Genomic DNA, 16,371 nt, shown 5'->3' with positions numbered 1-16,371 from the left:
AAGCCGGCTCCTACATTGCACAAGCCTTTGACAACCCTGTGTTAATATCGCGCCCCTGTTCATTTTGTATGTGGGTTGCTCCATGAAGTTGTCCATGCCGCGATTCGATCAAGCCCCTGTCTTGGTGGTCGGCGATGTCATGCTCGACCGTTACTGGCATGGCGGTACCTCACGGATTTCCCCTGAGGCACCGGTACCGGTAGTCAAGGTCGAGCAAATCGAAGACCGTCCAGGTGGCGCTGCCAACGTTGCCCTCAATATTGCCGCCCTCGGCGCCCCGGCTTCCCTGGTGGGTGTGACCGGCGACGACGAAGCCGCCGACAGCCTGGCCAACAGCCTGCGTGGTGCTGGCGTGCGTGCGCTGTTCCAGCGCATTCCCCATCAGCCGACCATCGTCAAGCTGCGGGTGATGAGCCGTCACCAGCAACTGCTGCGTATCGACTTTGAAGAACCCTTCGCCACCGACGCCCTGGCCCTCAGTGCCCAGGTCGACGAGTTGCTCGAAGGCATCAAGGTGCTGGTGTTGTCCGACTACGGCAAAGGCGCCCTGAAAAATCACCAGATGCTGATCCAGGCCGCCAAGGCCCGGGGCATTCCGGTGCTGGCTGATCCCAAGGGCAAGGACTTCTCGATTTATCGGGGTGCCAGCCTGATCACGCCGAACCTCAGCGAATTTGAAACCATCGTCGGCGGCTGCGTCGATGAGCACGAGCTGGTAACCAAGGGCGCGAAGCTCATGGCCGACCTCGACCTGGGCGCCTTGCTGGTGACCCGCGGTGAACACGGCATGACCCTGTTGCGCCCTGACCACCCGGCCATGCACTTGCCCGCGCGGGCTCGTGAAGTGTTCGACGTGACCGGTGCCGGTGACACGGTGATCTCCACCCTGGCGGCTTCCATTGCCGCGGGTGAAGAGCTGCCTCACGCAGTGGCCCTGGCCAATCTCGCGGCGGGCATTGTGGTCGGCAAACTGGGTACGGCGGCCATCAGCGCACCTGAGCTGCGCCGTGCCATCCAGCGTTCCGAAGGCTCGGAGCGCGGCGTGTTGAGTCTCGAGCAATTGCTGCTGGCGATTGACGATGCCCGGGCGCATAACGAGAGCATTGTCTTCACCAACGGTTGCTTCGACATTCTGCACGCCGGTCACGTGACGTACCTGGAGCAGGCGCGGGCCCAAGGTGATCGTTTGATCGTGGCGGTCAACGATGATGCATCGGTCAGCCGGTTGAAAGGGCCGGGGCGGCCGATCAACAGTGTCGACCGTCGCATGGCGGTGCTGGCGGGTTTGGGGGCTGTGGACTGGGTGATCAGCTTTGCCGAGGCGACCCCGGAAAACCTGCTGGCCCAAGTCAAGCCGGACGTGTTGGTCAAGGGTGGGGATTATTCGGTCGACCAGGTAGTCGGCGCTGATATCGTCAGTGCCTATGGTGGCAAGGTCAAAGTGTTGGGGCTGGTGGAAAACAGCTCGACCACGGCGATTGTGGAAAAAATCCGCAGCAACTGACCGAACGCGGCAGGGGAGCTTGCTCCCTTGCCGCAGGTTACCGGGTGCGCTTGCGCGGGACGATTTTCTTCAACAGTAGCTTGGCCCTTCCGGTCAGCCGCTTCAATTTCGACTCTTTCTCGGGCGCGCTCAGCCCCTGTTGCCGCAGCCAGTCCTTCCAGCGGATCCGCTCGTCACGCACGATCCAGCCTTCCTGCTGGGCAAAGCTCTCTGCCAGATACAGCCCTCGCGTACTCGCCGGATACAGCTGATCCTTCTTCAAGGTGTACAGCTCCGCACACGGCTGGCCGTCTTTCAGCGGCATCAGGTACAAGTCCGGACGCTGGCGGTCCAGGCGCGCGACCAACTGATCACCTTCCAGGCGCTCGTCCACATGAAACAGGCTCAGGGACTTGGCCTCCTTGGGGACTTCCAGGCGCAGGTCATAGATCAGTTGCAGCGAAGCCGTCGGCAGGTGCACATAGGCTCGTGGGCGCTCAATCAATTGCGTGGTGGCGCAGCGCACCGGGCGTGCGGCGCCGGACAGCGGCGAGAGCCGAAACGGCAATGCTTCGCGGTAGTGCAGGGCGGATGAGTAGGGGGCCGGCAGCCACGTGTCGTTGAAGCGCCCGCCCAGCCAGCCTTCCGGGGTTTCCAGCAGGCATTCCTCGGCAATTTCCTGAATGGCGGTGTGCAGTGGCAGGTTCAGTTCGTGGGCCGGCACATAACCGGAGATCAGCTTGAGCACCACATCGCCGCGGTCTTGTCGGCGCTGGCGCACCAGCACCCAGTAATCGCGGTTCTGCCAATGCAGCGTCAGGCGCACCGAAACACCAAGGTTGGCCAGTTCCAGCACGAAACGCTCGGTGTCTTTCACCTCCACCGGCTTGCGCCGCTGCAGGGTCTGGGCGAAGTTGAGCGGCATGCCGACGCTCTGGTAACTCAAGCCTTCGGGCGTGGCTTCGACATGCAGCGGCAGTGTTTTAAAGTTACTCGGGTTTTTTCTAATGAGCGTTCGCGCCATGTCGGCTCCTTCTTGCGTCGGGGTCGGCCGCGTCGGCGGCATCAGAGTTGGCGAATGACCTTGGCAGCGGTCGCTACGTTGTGGGCGAGGTGCAGCGGATTAATGGTCCCGACAATAGCACTGGCGACGCCAGTTTGCGCAAACAACAACATGAAACTGGCGTGAATTGGATCCACTCCGGATTCCAGGCAGACGTGGCCACTGGCCAGTGCTTTTTTCACCAGGATGCCTTTGCCGTGCGCGGCCGCATAATCAATGACGGCTTTCTCGGCCTGTTCGTTCAGATTGTAGGTGACCATGGCGCAATCGCCTTGTTCCAGAGCCTTTACGCCGCCCTCGACGGTTTTGCCGGAGAAGCCGAAACCGCGAATCTTGCCCTCGCGCTTGAGGTCCGCCAGGGTCTGGTAAACCTCGCAATCGTTGAGGATATGCAGGTCGTTGCCGTCGGAGTGCACCAGCACCAGGTCGATAAAATCCGTTTCAAGTCGTTTCAGGCTGCGCTCCACAGAAAGTCGGGTATGGGCCGCGCTGAAATCGTGATGGGACACGCCCTCGGCAAATTCTTCGCCCACCTTGCTGACAATCACCCAGTCCTGGCGCTGGCCGCGCAACAGCGGGCCCAGGCGTTCTTCGCTGCGGCCATAGGCGGGCGCAGTGTCGATCAGGTTGATGCCCAGCTGACGGGCCTGGCGCAGCAGCATCCGCGCGGCGTCGTCATCGGGAATCTGGAAACCGTTGGGGTACTTCACCCCTTGGTCGCGGCCCAGCTTGACGGTGCCCAGGCCCAGCGGCGAGACCAGCAGGCCGGTGCTGCCCAGCGGGCGGTGAAGGTCGTGCAGGGTCGGCAAGGTCATGGCAGCAGTTGCTCCCAGGCGGGTTGGGCGATCGTGGGTTTTGGCAGTTCGGGCAGTTTTTCCGGGGTGCCTGGCGTGATGCCGTCACGTTCCAGAGCATGGATCACCCGGTCGGCGAAGTCCGGTGCCAGTGCCAGCTTGGTCGGCCAGCCCACCAGAAGGCGGTCCTGTTCGGCGAGGAAGGCGTTGTCCGGGCGGGTCAGCCCCGACTGCAACGGCTCGGCACGGTCCACGCGCAGGGTGGCCCACCGGGTCTGGCTCATGTCGATCCAGGGCAGCAGTTGGGCCAGTTCTTTTTGGGCGGTGGCGATCTGTTGCTCCGGGGTACGGGCCACACCTTCGGCCTCGGCAATATCGCCGCCCAGGTACCACACCCAGTTGCCATCGGCGGCGGGGTGCGTGGTCACGGTGATGCGCGGTTTGGTGCCGCCGCCCAGGCAGTGGGCGTACAGCGGCTTCAGGCCGGGGCCCTTGGCGATGATCATGTGCAGCGGTCGGCGTTGCATGGCGGGCTGGCTCAGGCCCAGGGCACTGAGCAAGTCAGCGGTGCCACCGCCGGCGCTGAGCACGATACGCTGGGCGCGGATCTCGCGGCCATCGACCTTCAGGCCGACCAGTGTGCCGTCTTCCAGCAACGGTTCGATCTGTTCACCGGCCAGCAGGCCGTCGCCGGCCAGTTGCGCCAGGCGTTCGATCAGGCTCGGGACGTCGATCACCAACTCGGCCAGGCGATAGACCTTGCCCTTGAAGCGGCGGTCTTGCAGGGCCGGTGGCAGGTCGTCGCCCTTTACCTGGTCGACGCGGCCACGCACGGCCTTGCTGGCGAAGAAACTGGTGAGGTTGCCGGCGATAGTGCCCGGCGACCACAGATAGTGGGCCTCGGACAGCAGGCGCACGCCCGAAAGGTCCAGTTCGCCGTTGCCCGCCAGGGCTTCGCGCCAGCGGCGGGGCATGTCGGCGATGGCTTCCGAGGCGCCGGTGAGGGCGCCGTGCAGTGCGTATTTCGCACCGCCGTGGATGATCCCCTGGGACTTCACGCTCTGCCCGCCACCGAGGGTGGCGTTTTCCACCAGCACTGTGGAAAAGCCCTGGCGACGCAGGCGCGCATTGAGCCAGAGGCCGGCAACCCCGGCGCCGACAATCAGAACGTCGGTGGAAATAACGGATGGCATGCAGCGACCTCAGTGTTCAAGACAAGAGGCGCAGTATACAGGCACAGAGGCGCGGCGATTTGTCGGTGATCAGTGCCCGGCGGTTTTCGAGAACAACTGAATCACCACCACCCCGAGCACAATGAGGGCCATCCCCAGCATCGCCGGGATATCCAGTTTCTGCCCGTAGATAAACAGCGCGGCGATGCTGACCATCACGATGCCCATCCCGGCCCACACCGCATACGCGACGCCCACCGGCACGGTGCGCACCACCAGCGTGAGCATCCAGAAGGCCACGCCGTAACCGACGATCACCAGCAACAGCGGGATCGGCGTGCTGAAACCCTTGATCGCTTTCATGGAAACGGTGGCGATCACTTCCGAGCAAATGGCAATGGCCAGGTAATAGTAGGCGGCGTTCATGGGGTAAATCCTCGGTACAGGGTCGCTTGATAAGGTTGGCATTTTAGAGATTTGCCAGATGCGGTAAAGTCATTACCTATCCGAATAAAAGATGGGTTGAGCCATGAGCGTGCAGTGGAGTCTTGAGCAAATGCGCCTGTTTGTCAGCGTCGCCGAGCAGCGTTCATTTTCGGCGGTGGCGCGGGACCAGCGCCGGGCACAGTCGGCAGTCAGCAATGGGATTGCCCTGTTGGAGGCGGACCTGGGCGTGTGCCTGTTTGATCGCAGCAGCGGCCGCCAGCCCCGCTTGACCGAGGCCGGCACCGCGTTGCTCGAAGAGGCGAGGGAAGTCTTGCGCCAGTGTGAGCGCCTGAATGGCCGTGCCTTGTCGTTGATGCGGGGGGAAGAAGCCCGCCTGCGCCTGGCCCAGGATGAGGCCATGCTCTATCAGCCGGTGCTCGACAGCCTCGAATCGCTGGCGGGGAAATTTCCCAGCCTGGAGGTGCAGTTGTCCAGCGCCGCCCAGGGCGATGTCGCGCGCAAACTGGTGGAGCGCAAGGCGGATCTGGGCCTGCTGTTCTACCACGATCAAATCCCCGAAGCGTTGGAGCGCCGGGTGCTGGGCAGCGTGGAGATGGTGACCGTATGCGGTATCAGTCATCCCATGGCCAGGGAAAAGTTTGTGGATTGCCAGCGCCTGGCACAGTTTCGCCAGTTGCTGATGGCGACCCAGACCAGCGTGTATCCCGGGAGCGAGGCCGCCAGCCCGCAAGTGTGGCGCGCTGACAGCTTCTACGTGCTGGCCGAATGGCTGGCACGTGGGTTGGGTTGGGCCTGGCTGCCACGGCATGTGGTGCAGTACCCGGCCTATCAGAACCAGATGGTCGAACTGAACAGTGAATGGACCCCGCCGGCACTGGTGGTGGAATTGGTGTGGCGTCGCGATGAGCCGCTTGGCCCGGCCGCGCGTTTCCTCGCCGAACGTTTTGCCGAGTGCTTGCAGGCGATCGACTGAAAAAGCCGATAAACTCCGCCGCCATGAATAGAACTCTCTACAGCTGTCTGTTTTACCTGGCGCTGCCGTTGGTGGCTTTACGTCTGTGGCTGCGGGCCCGCAAGGCGCCGGCCTACGCCAAGCGCGTGGGTGAGCGCTTTTCCTGGGGCTTGCCGGCGATGCAGCCCGGCGGAATCTGGGTGCACGCGGTGTCGGTGGGCGAAAGCATCGCCGCCGCGCCGATGATTCGCGGTCTGCTGGAACGTTATCCACAGTTGCCGATCACCGTCACCTGCATGACGCCCACCGGTTCTGAGCGAATCCAGGCGTTGTTTGCCAGCGAGCCGCGGATCCAGCACTGCTACCTGCCGTATGATTTGCCCTGTGCGGCCAAGCGTTTTCTTGATCGTGTGCAGCCGAAACTGGCGGTGATCATGGAAACCGAACTGTGGCCCAACCATATTCACCAGTGCGCCAAACGCGGGATTCCCGTGGCATTGGCCAATGCGCGGCTGTCGGCCCGTTCGGCCAAGGGCTACGGACGTTTCGCCAAACTGACTGCACCGATGCTGGCGGAAATGAGCCTGTTTGCCGTTCAGACTGAAACCGAAGCCGAGCGTTTTCGCAGCCTGGGTGCACGGCCGGAAACCGTCGAGGTCACCGGATCGATCAAGTTCGACCTGACCATCGACCCGCAACTGCTGGTAAGCGCCGCCGCCTTGCGCGAGCAATGGCACGCCAGCGAACGCCCGGTGTGGATCGCCGCCAGCACCCACGAAGGCGAAGATGAAGTCGTGCTCGCCGCCCATCGGCAGTTGCTCGCCAGCTATCCGAATGCCCTGCTGATTCTGGTGCCCCGACACCAAGAGCGCTTCAACCCGATGTTCGAGTTGTGCCAGCAACAGGGTTTCGCCACCGTGCGTCGGTCCAGCGGCGAAGCAGTAACGGCGCAAACCTCGGTGTTGCTGGGCGACACCATGGGCGAGCTGCTGTTTTTGTATGCGTTGGCCGACAGCGCGTTTGTCGGCGGCAGCCTGGTGGCCACCGGCGGGCATAACCCGCTGGAGCCGGCGGCCTTGGCCAAGCCGGTCATTTGCGGGCCTCATGTGTTCAACTTCCTTGAGATCAGCGCAATGATGCGCGACGCCGGTGCGTTGCAGGAAGTGGACGATGCCGAGGGTTTGGCGGTGGCGGTGCAGCGCTTGTTCGAGCTGCCGCAGGACGCGCAGAAGATGGGCCAGGCGGGGCTGGCGGTGATGCGCGCCAATCAGGGCGCGTTGAAGCGTTTGCTGGATGGGTTGGGCAGACTGCTCAACCACTGACAACACACATCAAATGTGGGAGCTGGCTTGCCTGCGATACAGACGCCTCGGTACATCAGTCAAACCGAGGTGATGCAATCGCAGGCAAGCCAGCTCCCACATGGTTTTGTGTTGTCTTTAGTAACCGGGGTTAGCCTTCAACTGCGCCGCAGCGGCCTTGGCCAGGTCCGGTGGCAGGAAGTCCTTGTCGGGGTTGTAGTCGGCCTTCAGGTACCGCGCCAGATCCTGCAAATCCCCCGGGTTCAAGGTCCCGGCGGCCTGTTTCAAGCGCAGGTTGTCGAGGATGTAGTCGTAGCGGCTGTTGTTGTAGTTGCGCACCGAGGTGTACAGCTGGCGCTGGGCGTCCAGCACATCGACGATATTGCGCGTGCCCACCTGGTAACCGATTTCCGTGGCTTCCACCGCGCTCTGGTTGGAGATGATCGACTGGCGGCGTGCCTGTACCTGCTCCACGTCGGTGTTGACCGCGCGGTGCAGATTGCGGGTGTTTTCCACCACCTGGCGGCGCAGGCCTTCGCGTTGCTGCTCGGTCTGGCCCAGGCGGGAATAGGACTCGCGCACTTGCGAGCTGGTGAGGCCGCCGCTGTACAGCGGAATCCTCAACTGCAAGCCTACGGTGCGTTGCGACACGTCACCGTGATACGGCTGGCCAAAGGCGCTGGGGTTGCTGAAACCCAGAGCGTCGTTGTCACCTTTTTCGTACTGTGCCACGGCATCCAGGGTCGGCGCGTGGCCGGCCTTGCGTTGCTTCAGGGTTTCTTCGGCAGCAGTGACGGCGTAGTTGCTGGCCAGCAGATTCAGGTTCTGGCGGCCGGCGGTTTCGACCCAGGCCTTGGCGTCGTTCGGTGCCGGTGGCAGCACCGGCAGCGTGTGGACGATGCCCTGGATCGAGTTGTATTGGCGGTTGGTCAGGGTGATCAGCGCTTCGAAGGCGTCGTCCACCTGGCGCTGGGCCAGGATCCGGTTGGCGCGTGCGGTGTCGTAGCTGGCCTGGGATTGCAGCACGTCGGTCTTGTCCGACAGGCCGACGTCAAAGCGTTCGTTGGACTGGTCCAGTTGGCGTTTGAAGGCGGCTTCTTCGGCCTTGGTGGAGGCCAGGTTGTCCTGGGCCCGCAGCACGGCGAAGTAGTTTTCGGCACTTTGCAGGATCAGGTTCTGTTCGGTGGCCGAGAGCTGCAGCGCGGCCTGTTCGTTGACCGCTTCGGCGGCCTGCAACTGGAACCAGCGATCGGCGCGGAACAGCGGCTGGCTCAAGGTCGCGCGCCAGGAATGGGCGTCGCGATTGACCGTGGCGGCGGGCTGATCCAGCTGGGTGCGCACATTGTTGATGTCGGCACCGGCCGACAGGTTCGGCAGCAAGCCGGCGCGGGCCTGGGGCACCACTTCTTTCTGCGCGCCATACTGGGCGCGGGCGGCGGCCAGGTCGGCGTTGTTGTCCACCGCTTCCTGGTAGACGCTGACCAGGTCGGTTTTGGTCGTCAGGGGCGCTTCAGCTGCCCAGACCATTCCGTTGGTCGCACAAGACACGGCAAGAGCCAGTGAGAGTTTGCGCAGCATGAGGCGATCCCTAGAATAATATTACGGCGATAATTTGGTGCCCAAGGCTAAGGCGGCCCATTCCTGGCGTCAAGGCCTCAAGCAGTCACCGAGTGTAGTGGCGCTATCACGGCACAACAATCCTGTAATTACGCCATTCATCACGATGAATGCACCGTCATTGGCAATTTGCCTGCTCCATGGTCTAGACTGGCCGCGTTCTTGTCGGGGTGCCTTGTTGGAAGGCTGAGATCGGTAAATACCGGATCCCGTTGAACCTGATCAGGTTAACGCCTGCGTAGGGAACAAGATTTCTCGTCACCCGGCGAGTCCTCTTGTGCTTCGTCCGGGATGTTGTTCGACAATCGAACAGCTCTTGTGCGCCAAGCACAGCACTGGTTTCAGTGCGTCCATCCGTCACAGGTTCGCTCCGACAAAAATCCACCGCCTGGATAGTTGGAGAGCCCGTGATGACTACAAAACTAAAAAACACCGTGCATTTAAGTGAATCGGCCAAGGTCGACTCCGGTTCCGTGCAGCCGTTTACCCGCTCGCAGAAAATCTATGTGCAAGGCACCCGCCCGGACATTCGTGTGCCGATGCGCGAAGTCAGCCTCGACGTGACCCCCACCGACTTCGGCGGCGAAATCAACGCGCCTGTGGTGGTCTACGACACCTCCGGCCCGTACACCGACCCCAATGTGATCATCGACGTGCGCAAAGGCCTGGGCGATGTGCGCTCGCCGTGGATCGAATCCCGTGGCGACACCGAGCGCCTGTCGGGCTTGAGTTCGCACTTCGGTCAACAGCGCCTGAGCGATGCCGAGCTGACCGCGCTGCGTTTCGCCCACGTGAAAAACCCGCGCCGCGCCAAGGCCGGGGCCAACGTCACCCAAATGCACTACGCCCGCAAAGGCATCATCACCGCCGAGATGGAATACGTCGCCATCCGCGAAAACATGAAGCTGGAAGAAGCCCGTGCCGCCGGCCTGCTGGACCATCAGCACGCCGGCCACAGCTTCGGCGCCAGCGTGCCGAAAATCATCACCCCGGAATTTGTCCGCGAAGAAATTGCCCGTGGCCGCGCGATCATCCCGGCCAACATCAACCACACCGAACTGGAACCGATGATCATCGGCCGTAACTTCCTGGTGAAGATCAACGGCAACATCGGCAACAGCGCCCTGGGTTCGTCCATCGAAGAAGAAGTGGCGAAACTGACCTGGGGCATTCGCTGGGGTTCGGACACGGTAATGGACCTGTCCACCGGCAAGCACATCCACGAAACCCGCGAGTGGATCATCCGCAACTCGCCGGTGCCGATCGGTACCGTGCCGATCTACCAGGCCCTGGAAAAAGTCGGCGGCGCCGCCGAAGACCTGACCTGGGAGTTGTTCCGCGACACCCTGATCGAACAGGCCGAGCAGGGCGTCGACTACTTCACCATCCACGCCGGCGTGCTGCTGCGCTATGTGCCGCTGACCGCCAAGCGCGTCACCGGCATCGTGTCCCGTGGCGGTTCGATCATGGCCAAGTGGTGCCTGGCGCACCACAAAGAGAACTTCACCTACACCCATTTCGACGAAATCTGCGAAATCATGAAGGCCTACGACGTCAGCTTCTCCCTGGGAGATGGCCTGCGCCCGGGTTCGATTGCCGACGCCAACGATGCCGCGCAATTCGGCGAGCTGGAAACCCTCGGCGAGCTGACCAAGATCGCCTGGAAGCACGACGTGCAGACCATGATCGAAGGCCCGGGCCACGTGCCGATGCAGCTGATCAAGGAGAACATGGACAAGCAGCTGGAATGCTGCGACGAGGCGCCGTTCTACACCCTCGGCCCGCTGACCACCGATATCGCGCCGGGCTACGACCACATCACCTCCGGTATCGGTGCGGCGATGATCGGCTGGTTCGGTTGCGCGATGCTCTGCTACGTCACGCCGAAAGAGCACTTGGGCCTGCCGAACAAGGATGACGTGAAGACCGGGATCATCACCTACAAGATTGCGGCGCATGCGGCGGACTTGGCCAAGGGGCATCCGGGCGCGCAGATTCGTGACAACGCGTTGAGCAAGGCGCGCTTTGAGTTCCGTTGGGAAGACCAGTTCAACCTGGGCCTGGACCCGGACACGGCGCGGTCGTACCACGATGAAACCTTGCCGAAGGACTCGGCCAAGGTCGCGCATTTCTGTTCGATGTGCGGGCCGAAATTCTGCTCGATGAAAATCACCCAGGAAGTACGTGAGTACGCGGCCAACCAGCGCATTGAAACGGTGGATGTGGACGTGGCCAAGGGACTGGCGGAGCAGGCGGAGCGGTTCAAGCAGGAAGGCAGCCAGCTGTACAAAAAGGTCTGACCCCGAACTTGTGGCGAGGGAGCTTGCTCCCGCTGGAGTGCGTAGCGCTCCCAAAACCTGGATGGGTGTTTTAACTGACACTCATCAGTTGCAGGTTTTGGGGCGGCTTCGCCACCCAGCGGGAGCAAGCTCCCTCGCCACAGGGGTACCTCCTACTTCAAATAATAGTGTCCCTCTGAGATAACACCCTTGAGCATTCAACCCAGCACCTATTCCCCAGACATCGCGGTGCCCTTGGACAAACGCGTCTTCGGCGCCCGCGATCTCTTTTCCCTGTGGTTCTCCCTGGGCATCGGCCTGATGGTCCTGCAAACCGGCGCGCTGTTGGCGCCGGGCCTGGGCCTCTCCGGCTCCTTACTGGCGATTTTCCTCGGCACTTTGGTCGGCGTCCTGCTGCTGGCCGCCGTCGGCGTGATCGGCAGCGACACCGGCCTGTCCGCCATGGCCGCCCTCAAACTCAGCCTCGGCACCAAAGGCGCCAGCCTGCCGGCGCTGTTGAACCTGCTGCAGTTGATCGGCTGGGGCTCGTTCGAAATCATCGTGATGCGCGATGCTGCCAGCCTGTTGGGTACCCGCGCGTTCAGCGAAGGCAGCCTGCTGGCCAGCCCGTTGTTCTGGACCCTGGTATTCGGCGCCCTCGCGACCTTGCTCGCCGTCAGCGGCCCGTTGACTTTTGTGCGGCAGATCCTGCGCAAGTGGGGCATCTGGCTGCTGCTCGCCGCCTGCCTGTGGCTGACTTGGAACCTGTTCGCCAAGGCCGACCTGGCCGCACTCTGGGCCCAGGCCGGTGACGGCTCGATGCCATTTGCGGTGGGTTTTGATATCGCTATTGCCATGCCGCTGTCCTGGCTGCCACTGATTGCCGACTACTCACGTTTCGGCAAACGCGCCAAAAGCGTGTTCGGCGGCACCGCGCTGGGTTTCTTTATCGGTAACTTCTGGCTGATGAGCCTGGGCGTGGCGTACACCCTGGCCTTCGCGCCGAGCGGTGAAGTGAACGCCTTGCTGCTGGCATTGGCCGGGGCCGGCCTGGGGATTCCGCTGCTGCTGATCCTGCTGGATGAATCAGAAAACGCCTTCGCCGACATTCACTCGGCGGCCGTGTCCAGCGGGATTCTGTTGCGCCTGAAGGTCGAGCACCTGGCGTTGGCCATCGGCGTCATCTGCACGCTGATCGCCTGCTTTGCACCGTTGGCGCAGTACCAGAACTTCCTGCTGCTGATCGGCTCGGTGTTCGCGCCGCTGTTCGGTGTGGTGCTGGTGGATCACTTCATCCTGCGCCGCCGTGGCCATGGGGTTGCTGCCAGCCTGCGTTGGCCGGCACTGCTGGCCTGGCTGGGTGGCATCAGCACCTATCACGTGCTGGCGAATCTGTACCCGGACGTCGGTGCGACCCTGCCGGCGCTGGTGCTGGCAGGGCTGTTGCACTTCATTCTGGGCCGGGCCTTCAGTGGCGCGCGGGCACCAGTTCAGGCTTGATCACGCCGGTCAGGCGCGCATAGGGGATGGTCATTTCGATCAGCCCCAATGCGTACGGCGCGATGGTGGTCACGTTGTACTTGAGCACCACGCCATTGCTGGTCAGCGCCACATTCGGGGTTTTCTGGAACGGCCAGTTCTTCACGAAATCCGGGTCGCGGTCCATCTGCGAGTTGATCAGCCAGTTGTTGTGGGCGACTTTCGCAGTCTTCCAGAACGCCTCTTCCTGGCCCGGCAGCAGCATGTCGGTCAGGCTCAGCTCTTTGTGCAGCAGGCGTGAATAGTTGATAAAGCCGCGGCCCGGCTCGCCGTGGGCGGTGCCGGTGTCCAGGTAGCTGGAGACTTCAACGATCACCAGTCCGTCATGCTGCTCACGTACCTTGGCTTGCAAGTACATGCTGTTGCGGTCAGGCGACTCACGCAAGAATTTGTCGCGGTAGGCGTTCAGGGTGGCGGGCATGGCCTGGCCAGGCGAGGTGCGGGCCATCTCCAGCAGGCGTTTTTCGACGATCTGGTCCAGTTGCGGCTCGGACGGGAAGTGCACCGTGTCGATGTTGACCAGCGGGCAATCCGGGCTGCTGCAGCCGGGTTTGATCTGCTCCGAGGCGTCGGCGGTGGTGTCCAGCGGCTTGAGGTAGCTGGGTTGGAACAGGCTCTGGCAAGCGCCAAGGGTCAGGGCGATACAGGCCATGGAGGCGATTTTTAAAAGCGACATGTGTGTCCTTCATAAATCGAGGAAAGGTGAAAATGTGGAGCTTCGACTCCCGACAGGGCAGTCAGTTCGCCACTAAGCTGATTAGAGTGAGTTTGACGCCCGCCGTCTATCCCGGCAACCGGAAAGGGGCTGCATCAAGGGGCGCGAGCGCGTTAGGATGGCGCGATGTCGAGGCTGCCTCGACACCGCAAGGCAATAAACGAGGGTTGATATGACGGACACAGCGAAATCGACGCCGAGCAAGGTTGAGATTGTTCAGCGCGACAATGCCTACAAGGGCTTCTACAAACTGGATCGGCTGAAGCTGCGGCACGAGAAGTTTGATGGCGGCATGAGCCGTGAGCTCAATCGCGAAGTCTTTGTTCGTCATGACGCCGTGTGCGTGCTGCCCTACGACCCGCAGCGCGATGAAGTGGTGCTGATCGAGCAGTTTCGCGTAGGCGCCATGGGCCGTACCGACAACCCGTGGCTGATCGAAATGGTCGCCGGCCTGATCGACAAGGATGAGCAACCGGAGGAGGTTGCACACCGCGAAGCCGAAGAGGAAGCTGGCCTTACATTCTCCGCACTCTGGCCGATCACCAAGTACTTTCCGTCGCCGGGTGGCAGCACCGAATTTGTCCACTTGTTCCTGGGCCGTTGCGAAAGCGCCGGGGCCGGTGGCGTCCATGGACTGGAAGAGGAAGCCGAAGATATCCGCGTCACCGTCTGGGCCTTTGAAGACGCCCTGCAAGCGGTACGTGACGGTAAAATTTCCAACGCAGCGAGCATTATTGCCCTGCAATGGCTTGCGCTTAATCGCGCGGAAGTGAGGGGGTTATGGCAGTAAAGGCACGGGAGCGATATCGGGTTGACCTGATCGGGCTGCAAGCAGCCTGCGAGGCCAACTATGCACGGCTGATGCGGCTGCTGCCGGACATGCGCCACACCCCCGAGGCGCGGCGTATCGCCGTGACCCACGGAGACCAGATGCTCGGCGTGCTGACCCTGGAAGTGATCGTGAATTGTCCGTACACCACCACCCTGCGGGTGCGCCAGGAACACAGCCTGCCGTGGCTGCCGGTACCGCAGCTGGAAGTGCAGGTGTACCACGACGCGCGCATGGCCGAAGTGATCAGCGCCGAACATGCGCGACGCTTTCGCAGCATCTACCCTTACCCCAACGTGTTCATGCACCAGCCGGATGAGAAAGCACAGCTCAATGTGTTCCTCGGCGAATGGTTGAGCCACTGCCTGGCCCTGGGCCACGAGTTCGAAGTCGTTCGATAGATGTGAACTGCGTCCGCTTCACGGGTTTCCTCTTTGTGTCCTGCCCCAGCATAATCGCCTCAAATGTCCATTCCTGTGATCACGCCCCGGGAGAACGCCTTGTCGAGCGTATCCGCCTTGAATCCTGACGCTTCGGCGTTGCTGGTGCAGTTGTCCGACAGCCATCTGTTTGCCGAGGCGGACGGCGGGCTGCTGGGCATGAAAACCCGCGACAGCCTGCAACGGGTCATCGAAACGGTGCTGGCGCAGCAGCCGCAGATTGACCTGATGCTGGCCACCGGGGATTTGTCCCAGGACGGCACACTGGAGTCCTATCAGGCCTTTCGCGACATGACCCGGCAGATTCAGGCGCCGGCGCGCTGGATCCCGGGGAACCACGATGAACCGCAGGTGATGCTGCAAGCCGCGATCAACAGCGCGTTGCTGGAGCCGGTGGTGGATGTGGGCAACTGGCGCATCACCCTGCTGGACTCGGCCGTGCCGGGCTCGGTGCCGGGGTATTTGCAGGACCAGCAGCTGCAACTGCTGGCGCAGTCGTTGAGCGAAGCGCCGACTCGTCATCATCTGGTGTGCTTTCACCATCATCCGGTGTCCATCGGTTGCGCGTGGATGGAGCCCATCGGCCTGCGCAACCCCGAGGCGTTGTTTGCGGTGCTGGATCGGTTCCCGCAGGTGCGCGCGGTGCTCTGGGGCCATGTGCACCAGGAAATCGACCGCGAACGCAACGGCGTGCGGCTGCTGGCGTCGCCGTCCACCTGCATCCAGTTCGCCCCCGGCAGCGAGGACTTCAAGGTGAGCGAGGAAGCGCCCGGTTATCGCTGGCTGCGCCTGCATGCCGACGGACGGTTGGAAACCGGCGTGGAGCGGGTGCAGGGTTTTGTGTTTCAGGTGGATTACGGTAGTAGCGGGTACTGACGGCTTTGGGGGCATATCCGTTATTTAGGTAACGGCGACTTAGGGTTCCGCTCTTACAACGGGTCACTTTTGGAAAGGAGCCCGGAATGCCGGCCCAGCCAAAAGTAACCAAAAGGGCTCTTGCCCCACCACTCGGTGCCTCGCCCAGGCTCGGCATGCCCGCACTCCGGCACGGCCATCGTGGTTAACGGGGCGCCTAAGATCAAAAGCCAGAGCACAGCGGCCTACCAGCCGGCTCGAGTGGTAGAAGCAAGAGCAAGGGCAAACGCGGTCAAAAATGTGGGAGCGGGCTTGCTCGCGAATGCAATCTTTCAGTTGATGCATTCGGTGACTGACACACTGCCTTCGCGAGCAAGCCCGCTCCCACATTTGGACCGTGCCCGCTTTAGATTTTGATCTTGCCTTTGCTTCACACCACTCAAGCCGGCCTGTAGGCCGCTGTGCTGTTGATCTGCTTTTGATCTTGATCTTAGGCGCCCCGTTAAACCACGCTGGCCGGAGTGAGGGCACACCGAGCCTGGGCGAGGTGCCGAGTGGTGGGGCAAGAGCGTTTTGGTTACTTTTGCGCTTTTTGTACGGACCGGACACATGGTTGACGGGTGTGCGGGGACATGGTGGACACTTTTCGGCGAGCTAACTTCGCCGGAAAACCATCATGCCCTGGAATACGAGAGACGCCATGAGCCTGAAAAAAGAGTTCGTTGCCTTTGCCCGGCAGCCCGGCAGCAATAAACGAGAACTGTGTCGACGGTTCGGTATCAGCCCCCAAACCGCATACAAGTGGCTCGAGCGCTACGAAGAACAAGGCCAGCAAGGTCTGCTGGAGAAATCCCGCAGGCCAGCCACTAGCCCAAAACTTACCGA

15 protein-coding genes and 1 riboswitch are annotated in these 16,371 nt (G+C 62.1%); of the genes, 9 read left to right on the top strand and 6 right to left on the bottom strand.

The annotated features are described in order from the left end of the window. The first annotated feature begins 82 nt into the window (after positions 1–82). Positions 83–1,504: a bifunctional D-glycero-beta-D-manno-heptose-7-phosphate kinase/D-glycero-beta-D-manno-heptose 1-phosphate adenylyltransferase HldE gene (hldE, locus tag P3C29_RS23465; protein ID WP_010169313.1), complete on the top strand. Its 1,422-nt coding sequence runs from the start codon at positions 83–85 to the stop codon at positions 1,502–1,504. Between the two features lie 37 nt (positions 1,505–1,541). Here the strand turns inward: hldE and P3C29_RS23460 are convergent, their stop codons facing one another. From P3C29_RS23460 to P3C29_RS23445, 4 genes are all read right to left on the bottom strand, one after another. After that, positions 1,542–2,507: a metal ABC transporter ATPase gene (locus P3C29_RS23460; RefSeq protein WP_169386521.1), complete on the bottom strand. Its 966-nt coding sequence runs from the start codon at positions 2,505–2,507 to the stop codon at positions 1,542–1,544. Between the two features lie 41 nt (positions 2,508–2,548). Then, positions 2,549–3,361 (bottom strand): aldo/keto reductase, encoded by an 813-nt coding sequence (locus P3C29_RS23455; protein WP_010169318.1) that lies wholly within the window; start codon positions 3,359–3,361, stop codon positions 2,549–2,551. Beyond that, the gene (locus P3C29_RS23450) at positions 3,358–4,533 is read right to left on the bottom strand and encodes an FAD-dependent oxidoreductase (RefSeq protein ID WP_275965582.1); all 1,176 of its coding nucleotides are present in this window, start codon (positions 4,531–4,533) and stop codon (positions 3,358–3,360) included. The genes P3C29_RS23455 and P3C29_RS23450 overlap by 4 nt, the downstream gene beginning before the upstream one ends. 69 nt (positions 4,534–4,602) lie before the next feature. Continuing rightward, a complete protein-coding gene (locus tag P3C29_RS23445; RefSeq protein ID WP_169386520.1) occupies positions 4,603–4,938 on the bottom strand; it encodes a multidrug efflux SMR transporter in 336 nt (111 codons plus the stop codon). Between the two features lie 103 nt (positions 4,939–5,041). Between P3C29_RS23445 and P3C29_RS23440 the strand changes: the two genes are divergently transcribed. Both P3C29_RS23440 and waaA read left to right on the top strand, forming a co-directional pair. Beyond that, positions 5,042–5,932, top strand: a complete 891-nt coding sequence (locus tag P3C29_RS23440) for a LysR family transcriptional regulator (RefSeq protein WP_010169325.1) — start codon at positions 5,042–5,044, stop codon at positions 5,930–5,932. Between the two features lie 23 nt (positions 5,933–5,955). Next, a complete protein-coding gene (waaA, locus tag P3C29_RS23435) occupies positions 5,956–7,233 on the top strand; it encodes a lipid IV(A) 3-deoxy-D-manno-octulosonic acid transferase (protein ID WP_201126004.1) in 1,278 nt (425 codons plus the stop codon). A 117-nt stretch (positions 7,234–7,350) separates the two neighbouring features. Here the strand turns inward: waaA and P3C29_RS23430 are convergent, their stop codons facing one another. Beyond that, on the bottom strand, positions 7,351–8,790 hold the full coding sequence (locus P3C29_RS23430; protein WP_010169328.1) for a TolC family outer membrane protein: 1,440 nt from the start codon (positions 8,788–8,790) through the stop codon (positions 7,351–7,353). A gap of 195 nt (positions 8,791–8,985) precedes the next feature. Beyond that, positions 8,986–9,091: riboswitch (TPP riboswitch) on the top strand. Between the two features lie 148 nt (positions 9,092–9,239). On the opposite strand from P3C29_RS23430, the gene thiC reads away from it, so the two are divergent. After that, on the top strand, positions 9,240–11,129 hold the full coding sequence (gene thiC / locus P3C29_RS23425) for a phosphomethylpyrimidine synthase ThiC (RefSeq protein WP_275965581.1): 1,890 nt from the start codon (positions 9,240–9,242) through the stop codon (positions 11,127–11,129). Positions 11,130–11,318: 189 nt separating this feature from the next. Beyond that, positions 11,319–12,608 (top strand): putative hydroxymethylpyrimidine transporter CytX, encoded by a 1,290-nt coding sequence (cytX, locus tag P3C29_RS23420; RefSeq protein ID WP_275965580.1) that lies wholly within the window; start codon positions 11,319–11,321, stop codon positions 12,606–12,608. Here cytX and P3C29_RS23415 read toward each other — a convergent pair. Then, complete coding sequence (locus tag P3C29_RS23415) at positions 12,577–13,323, bottom strand: RsiV family protein (RefSeq protein ID WP_010169333.1); 747 nt, start codon at positions 13,321–13,323, stop codon at positions 12,577–12,579. The genes cytX and P3C29_RS23415 overlap by 32 nt on opposite strands. A 211-nt stretch (positions 13,324–13,534) precedes the next feature. On the opposite strand from P3C29_RS23415, the gene P3C29_RS23410 reads away from it, so the two are divergent. The 4 genes from P3C29_RS23410 to P3C29_RS23395 form a co-directional block, all read left to right on the top strand. Then, a complete protein-coding gene (locus P3C29_RS23410) occupies positions 13,535–14,152 on the top strand; it encodes an NUDIX domain-containing protein (protein ID WP_003209505.1) in 618 nt (205 codons plus the stop codon). After that, entirely contained in the window at positions 14,143–14,592 is a 450-nt protein-coding gene (locus tag P3C29_RS23405; protein ID WP_003209507.1) for a DUF1249 domain-containing protein, read from the top strand. The genes P3C29_RS23410 and P3C29_RS23405 overlap by 10 nt, the downstream gene beginning before the upstream one ends. A gap of 99 nt (positions 14,593–14,691) precedes the next feature. Then, positions 14,692–15,507, top strand: coding sequence for a 3',5'-cyclic-AMP phosphodiesterase (gene cpdA, locus P3C29_RS23400; RefSeq protein ID WP_275965579.1), 816 nt, complete (start codon positions 14,692–14,694; stop codon positions 15,505–15,507). A 655-nt stretch (positions 15,508–16,162) separates the two neighbouring features. Beyond that, positions 16,163–16,371: helix-turn-helix domain-containing protein (locus P3C29_RS23395; RefSeq protein ID WP_275965578.1), on the top strand; the 209-nt coding region annotated here is incomplete at its 3' end.

This window comes from Pseudomonas sp. 1912-s (assembly GCF_029269205.1).
GTDB lineage: Bacteria > Pseudomonadota > Gammaproteobacteria > Pseudomonadales > Pseudomonadaceae > Aquipseudomonas.
This window is presented reverse-complemented; position numbering and strand designations above follow the sequence as displayed.

What these genes read in the sequence shown, in the direction of transcription:
- P3C29_RS23450 (WP_275965582.1), bottom strand. Translation starts at nt 4,533, where the DNA reads ATGCCATCCGTTATTTCCACCGACGTTCTGATTGTCGGCGCCGGGGTT.
- thiC (WP_275965581.1), top strand. Translation starts at nt 9,240, where the DNA reads ATGACTACAAAACTAAAAAACACCGTGCATTTAAGTGAATCGGCCAAG.
- P3C29_RS23415 (WP_010169333.1), bottom strand. Translation starts at nt 13,323, where the DNA reads ATGTCGCTTTTAAAAATCGCCTCCATGGCCTGTATCGCCCTGACCCTT.
- waaA (WP_201126004.1), top strand. Translation starts at nt 5,956, where the DNA reads ATGAATAGAACTCTCTACAGCTGTCTGTTTTACCTGGCGCTGCCGTTG.
- P3C29_RS23455 (WP_010169318.1), bottom strand. Translation starts at nt 3,361, where the DNA reads ATGACCTTGCCGACCCTGCACGACCTTCACCGCCCGCTGGGCAGCACC.
- hldE (WP_010169313.1), top strand. Translation starts at nt 83, where the DNA reads ATGAAGTTGTCCATGCCGCGATTCGATCAAGCCCCTGTCTTGGTGGTC.
- P3C29_RS23430 (WP_010169328.1), bottom strand. Translation starts at nt 8,790, where the DNA reads ATGCTGCGCAAACTCTCACTGGCTCTTGCCGTGTCTTGTGCGACCAAC.
- P3C29_RS23460 (WP_169386521.1), bottom strand. Translation starts at nt 2,507, where the DNA reads ATGGCGCGAACGCTCATTAGAAAAAACCCGAGTAACTTTAAAACACTG.
- P3C29_RS23405 (WP_003209507.1), top strand. Translation starts at nt 14,143, where the DNA reads ATGGCAGTAAAGGCACGGGAGCGATATCGGGTTGACCTGATCGGGCTG.
- P3C29_RS23445 (WP_169386520.1), bottom strand. Translation starts at nt 4,938, where the DNA reads ATGAACGCCGCCTACTATTACCTGGCCATTGCCATTTGCTCGGAAGTG.
- P3C29_RS23410 (WP_003209505.1), top strand. Translation starts at nt 13,535, where the DNA reads ATGACGGACACAGCGAAATCGACGCCGAGCAAGGTTGAGATTGTTCAG.
- P3C29_RS23440 (WP_010169325.1), top strand. Translation starts at nt 5,042, where the DNA reads ATGAGCGTGCAGTGGAGTCTTGAGCAAATGCGCCTGTTTGTCAGCGTC.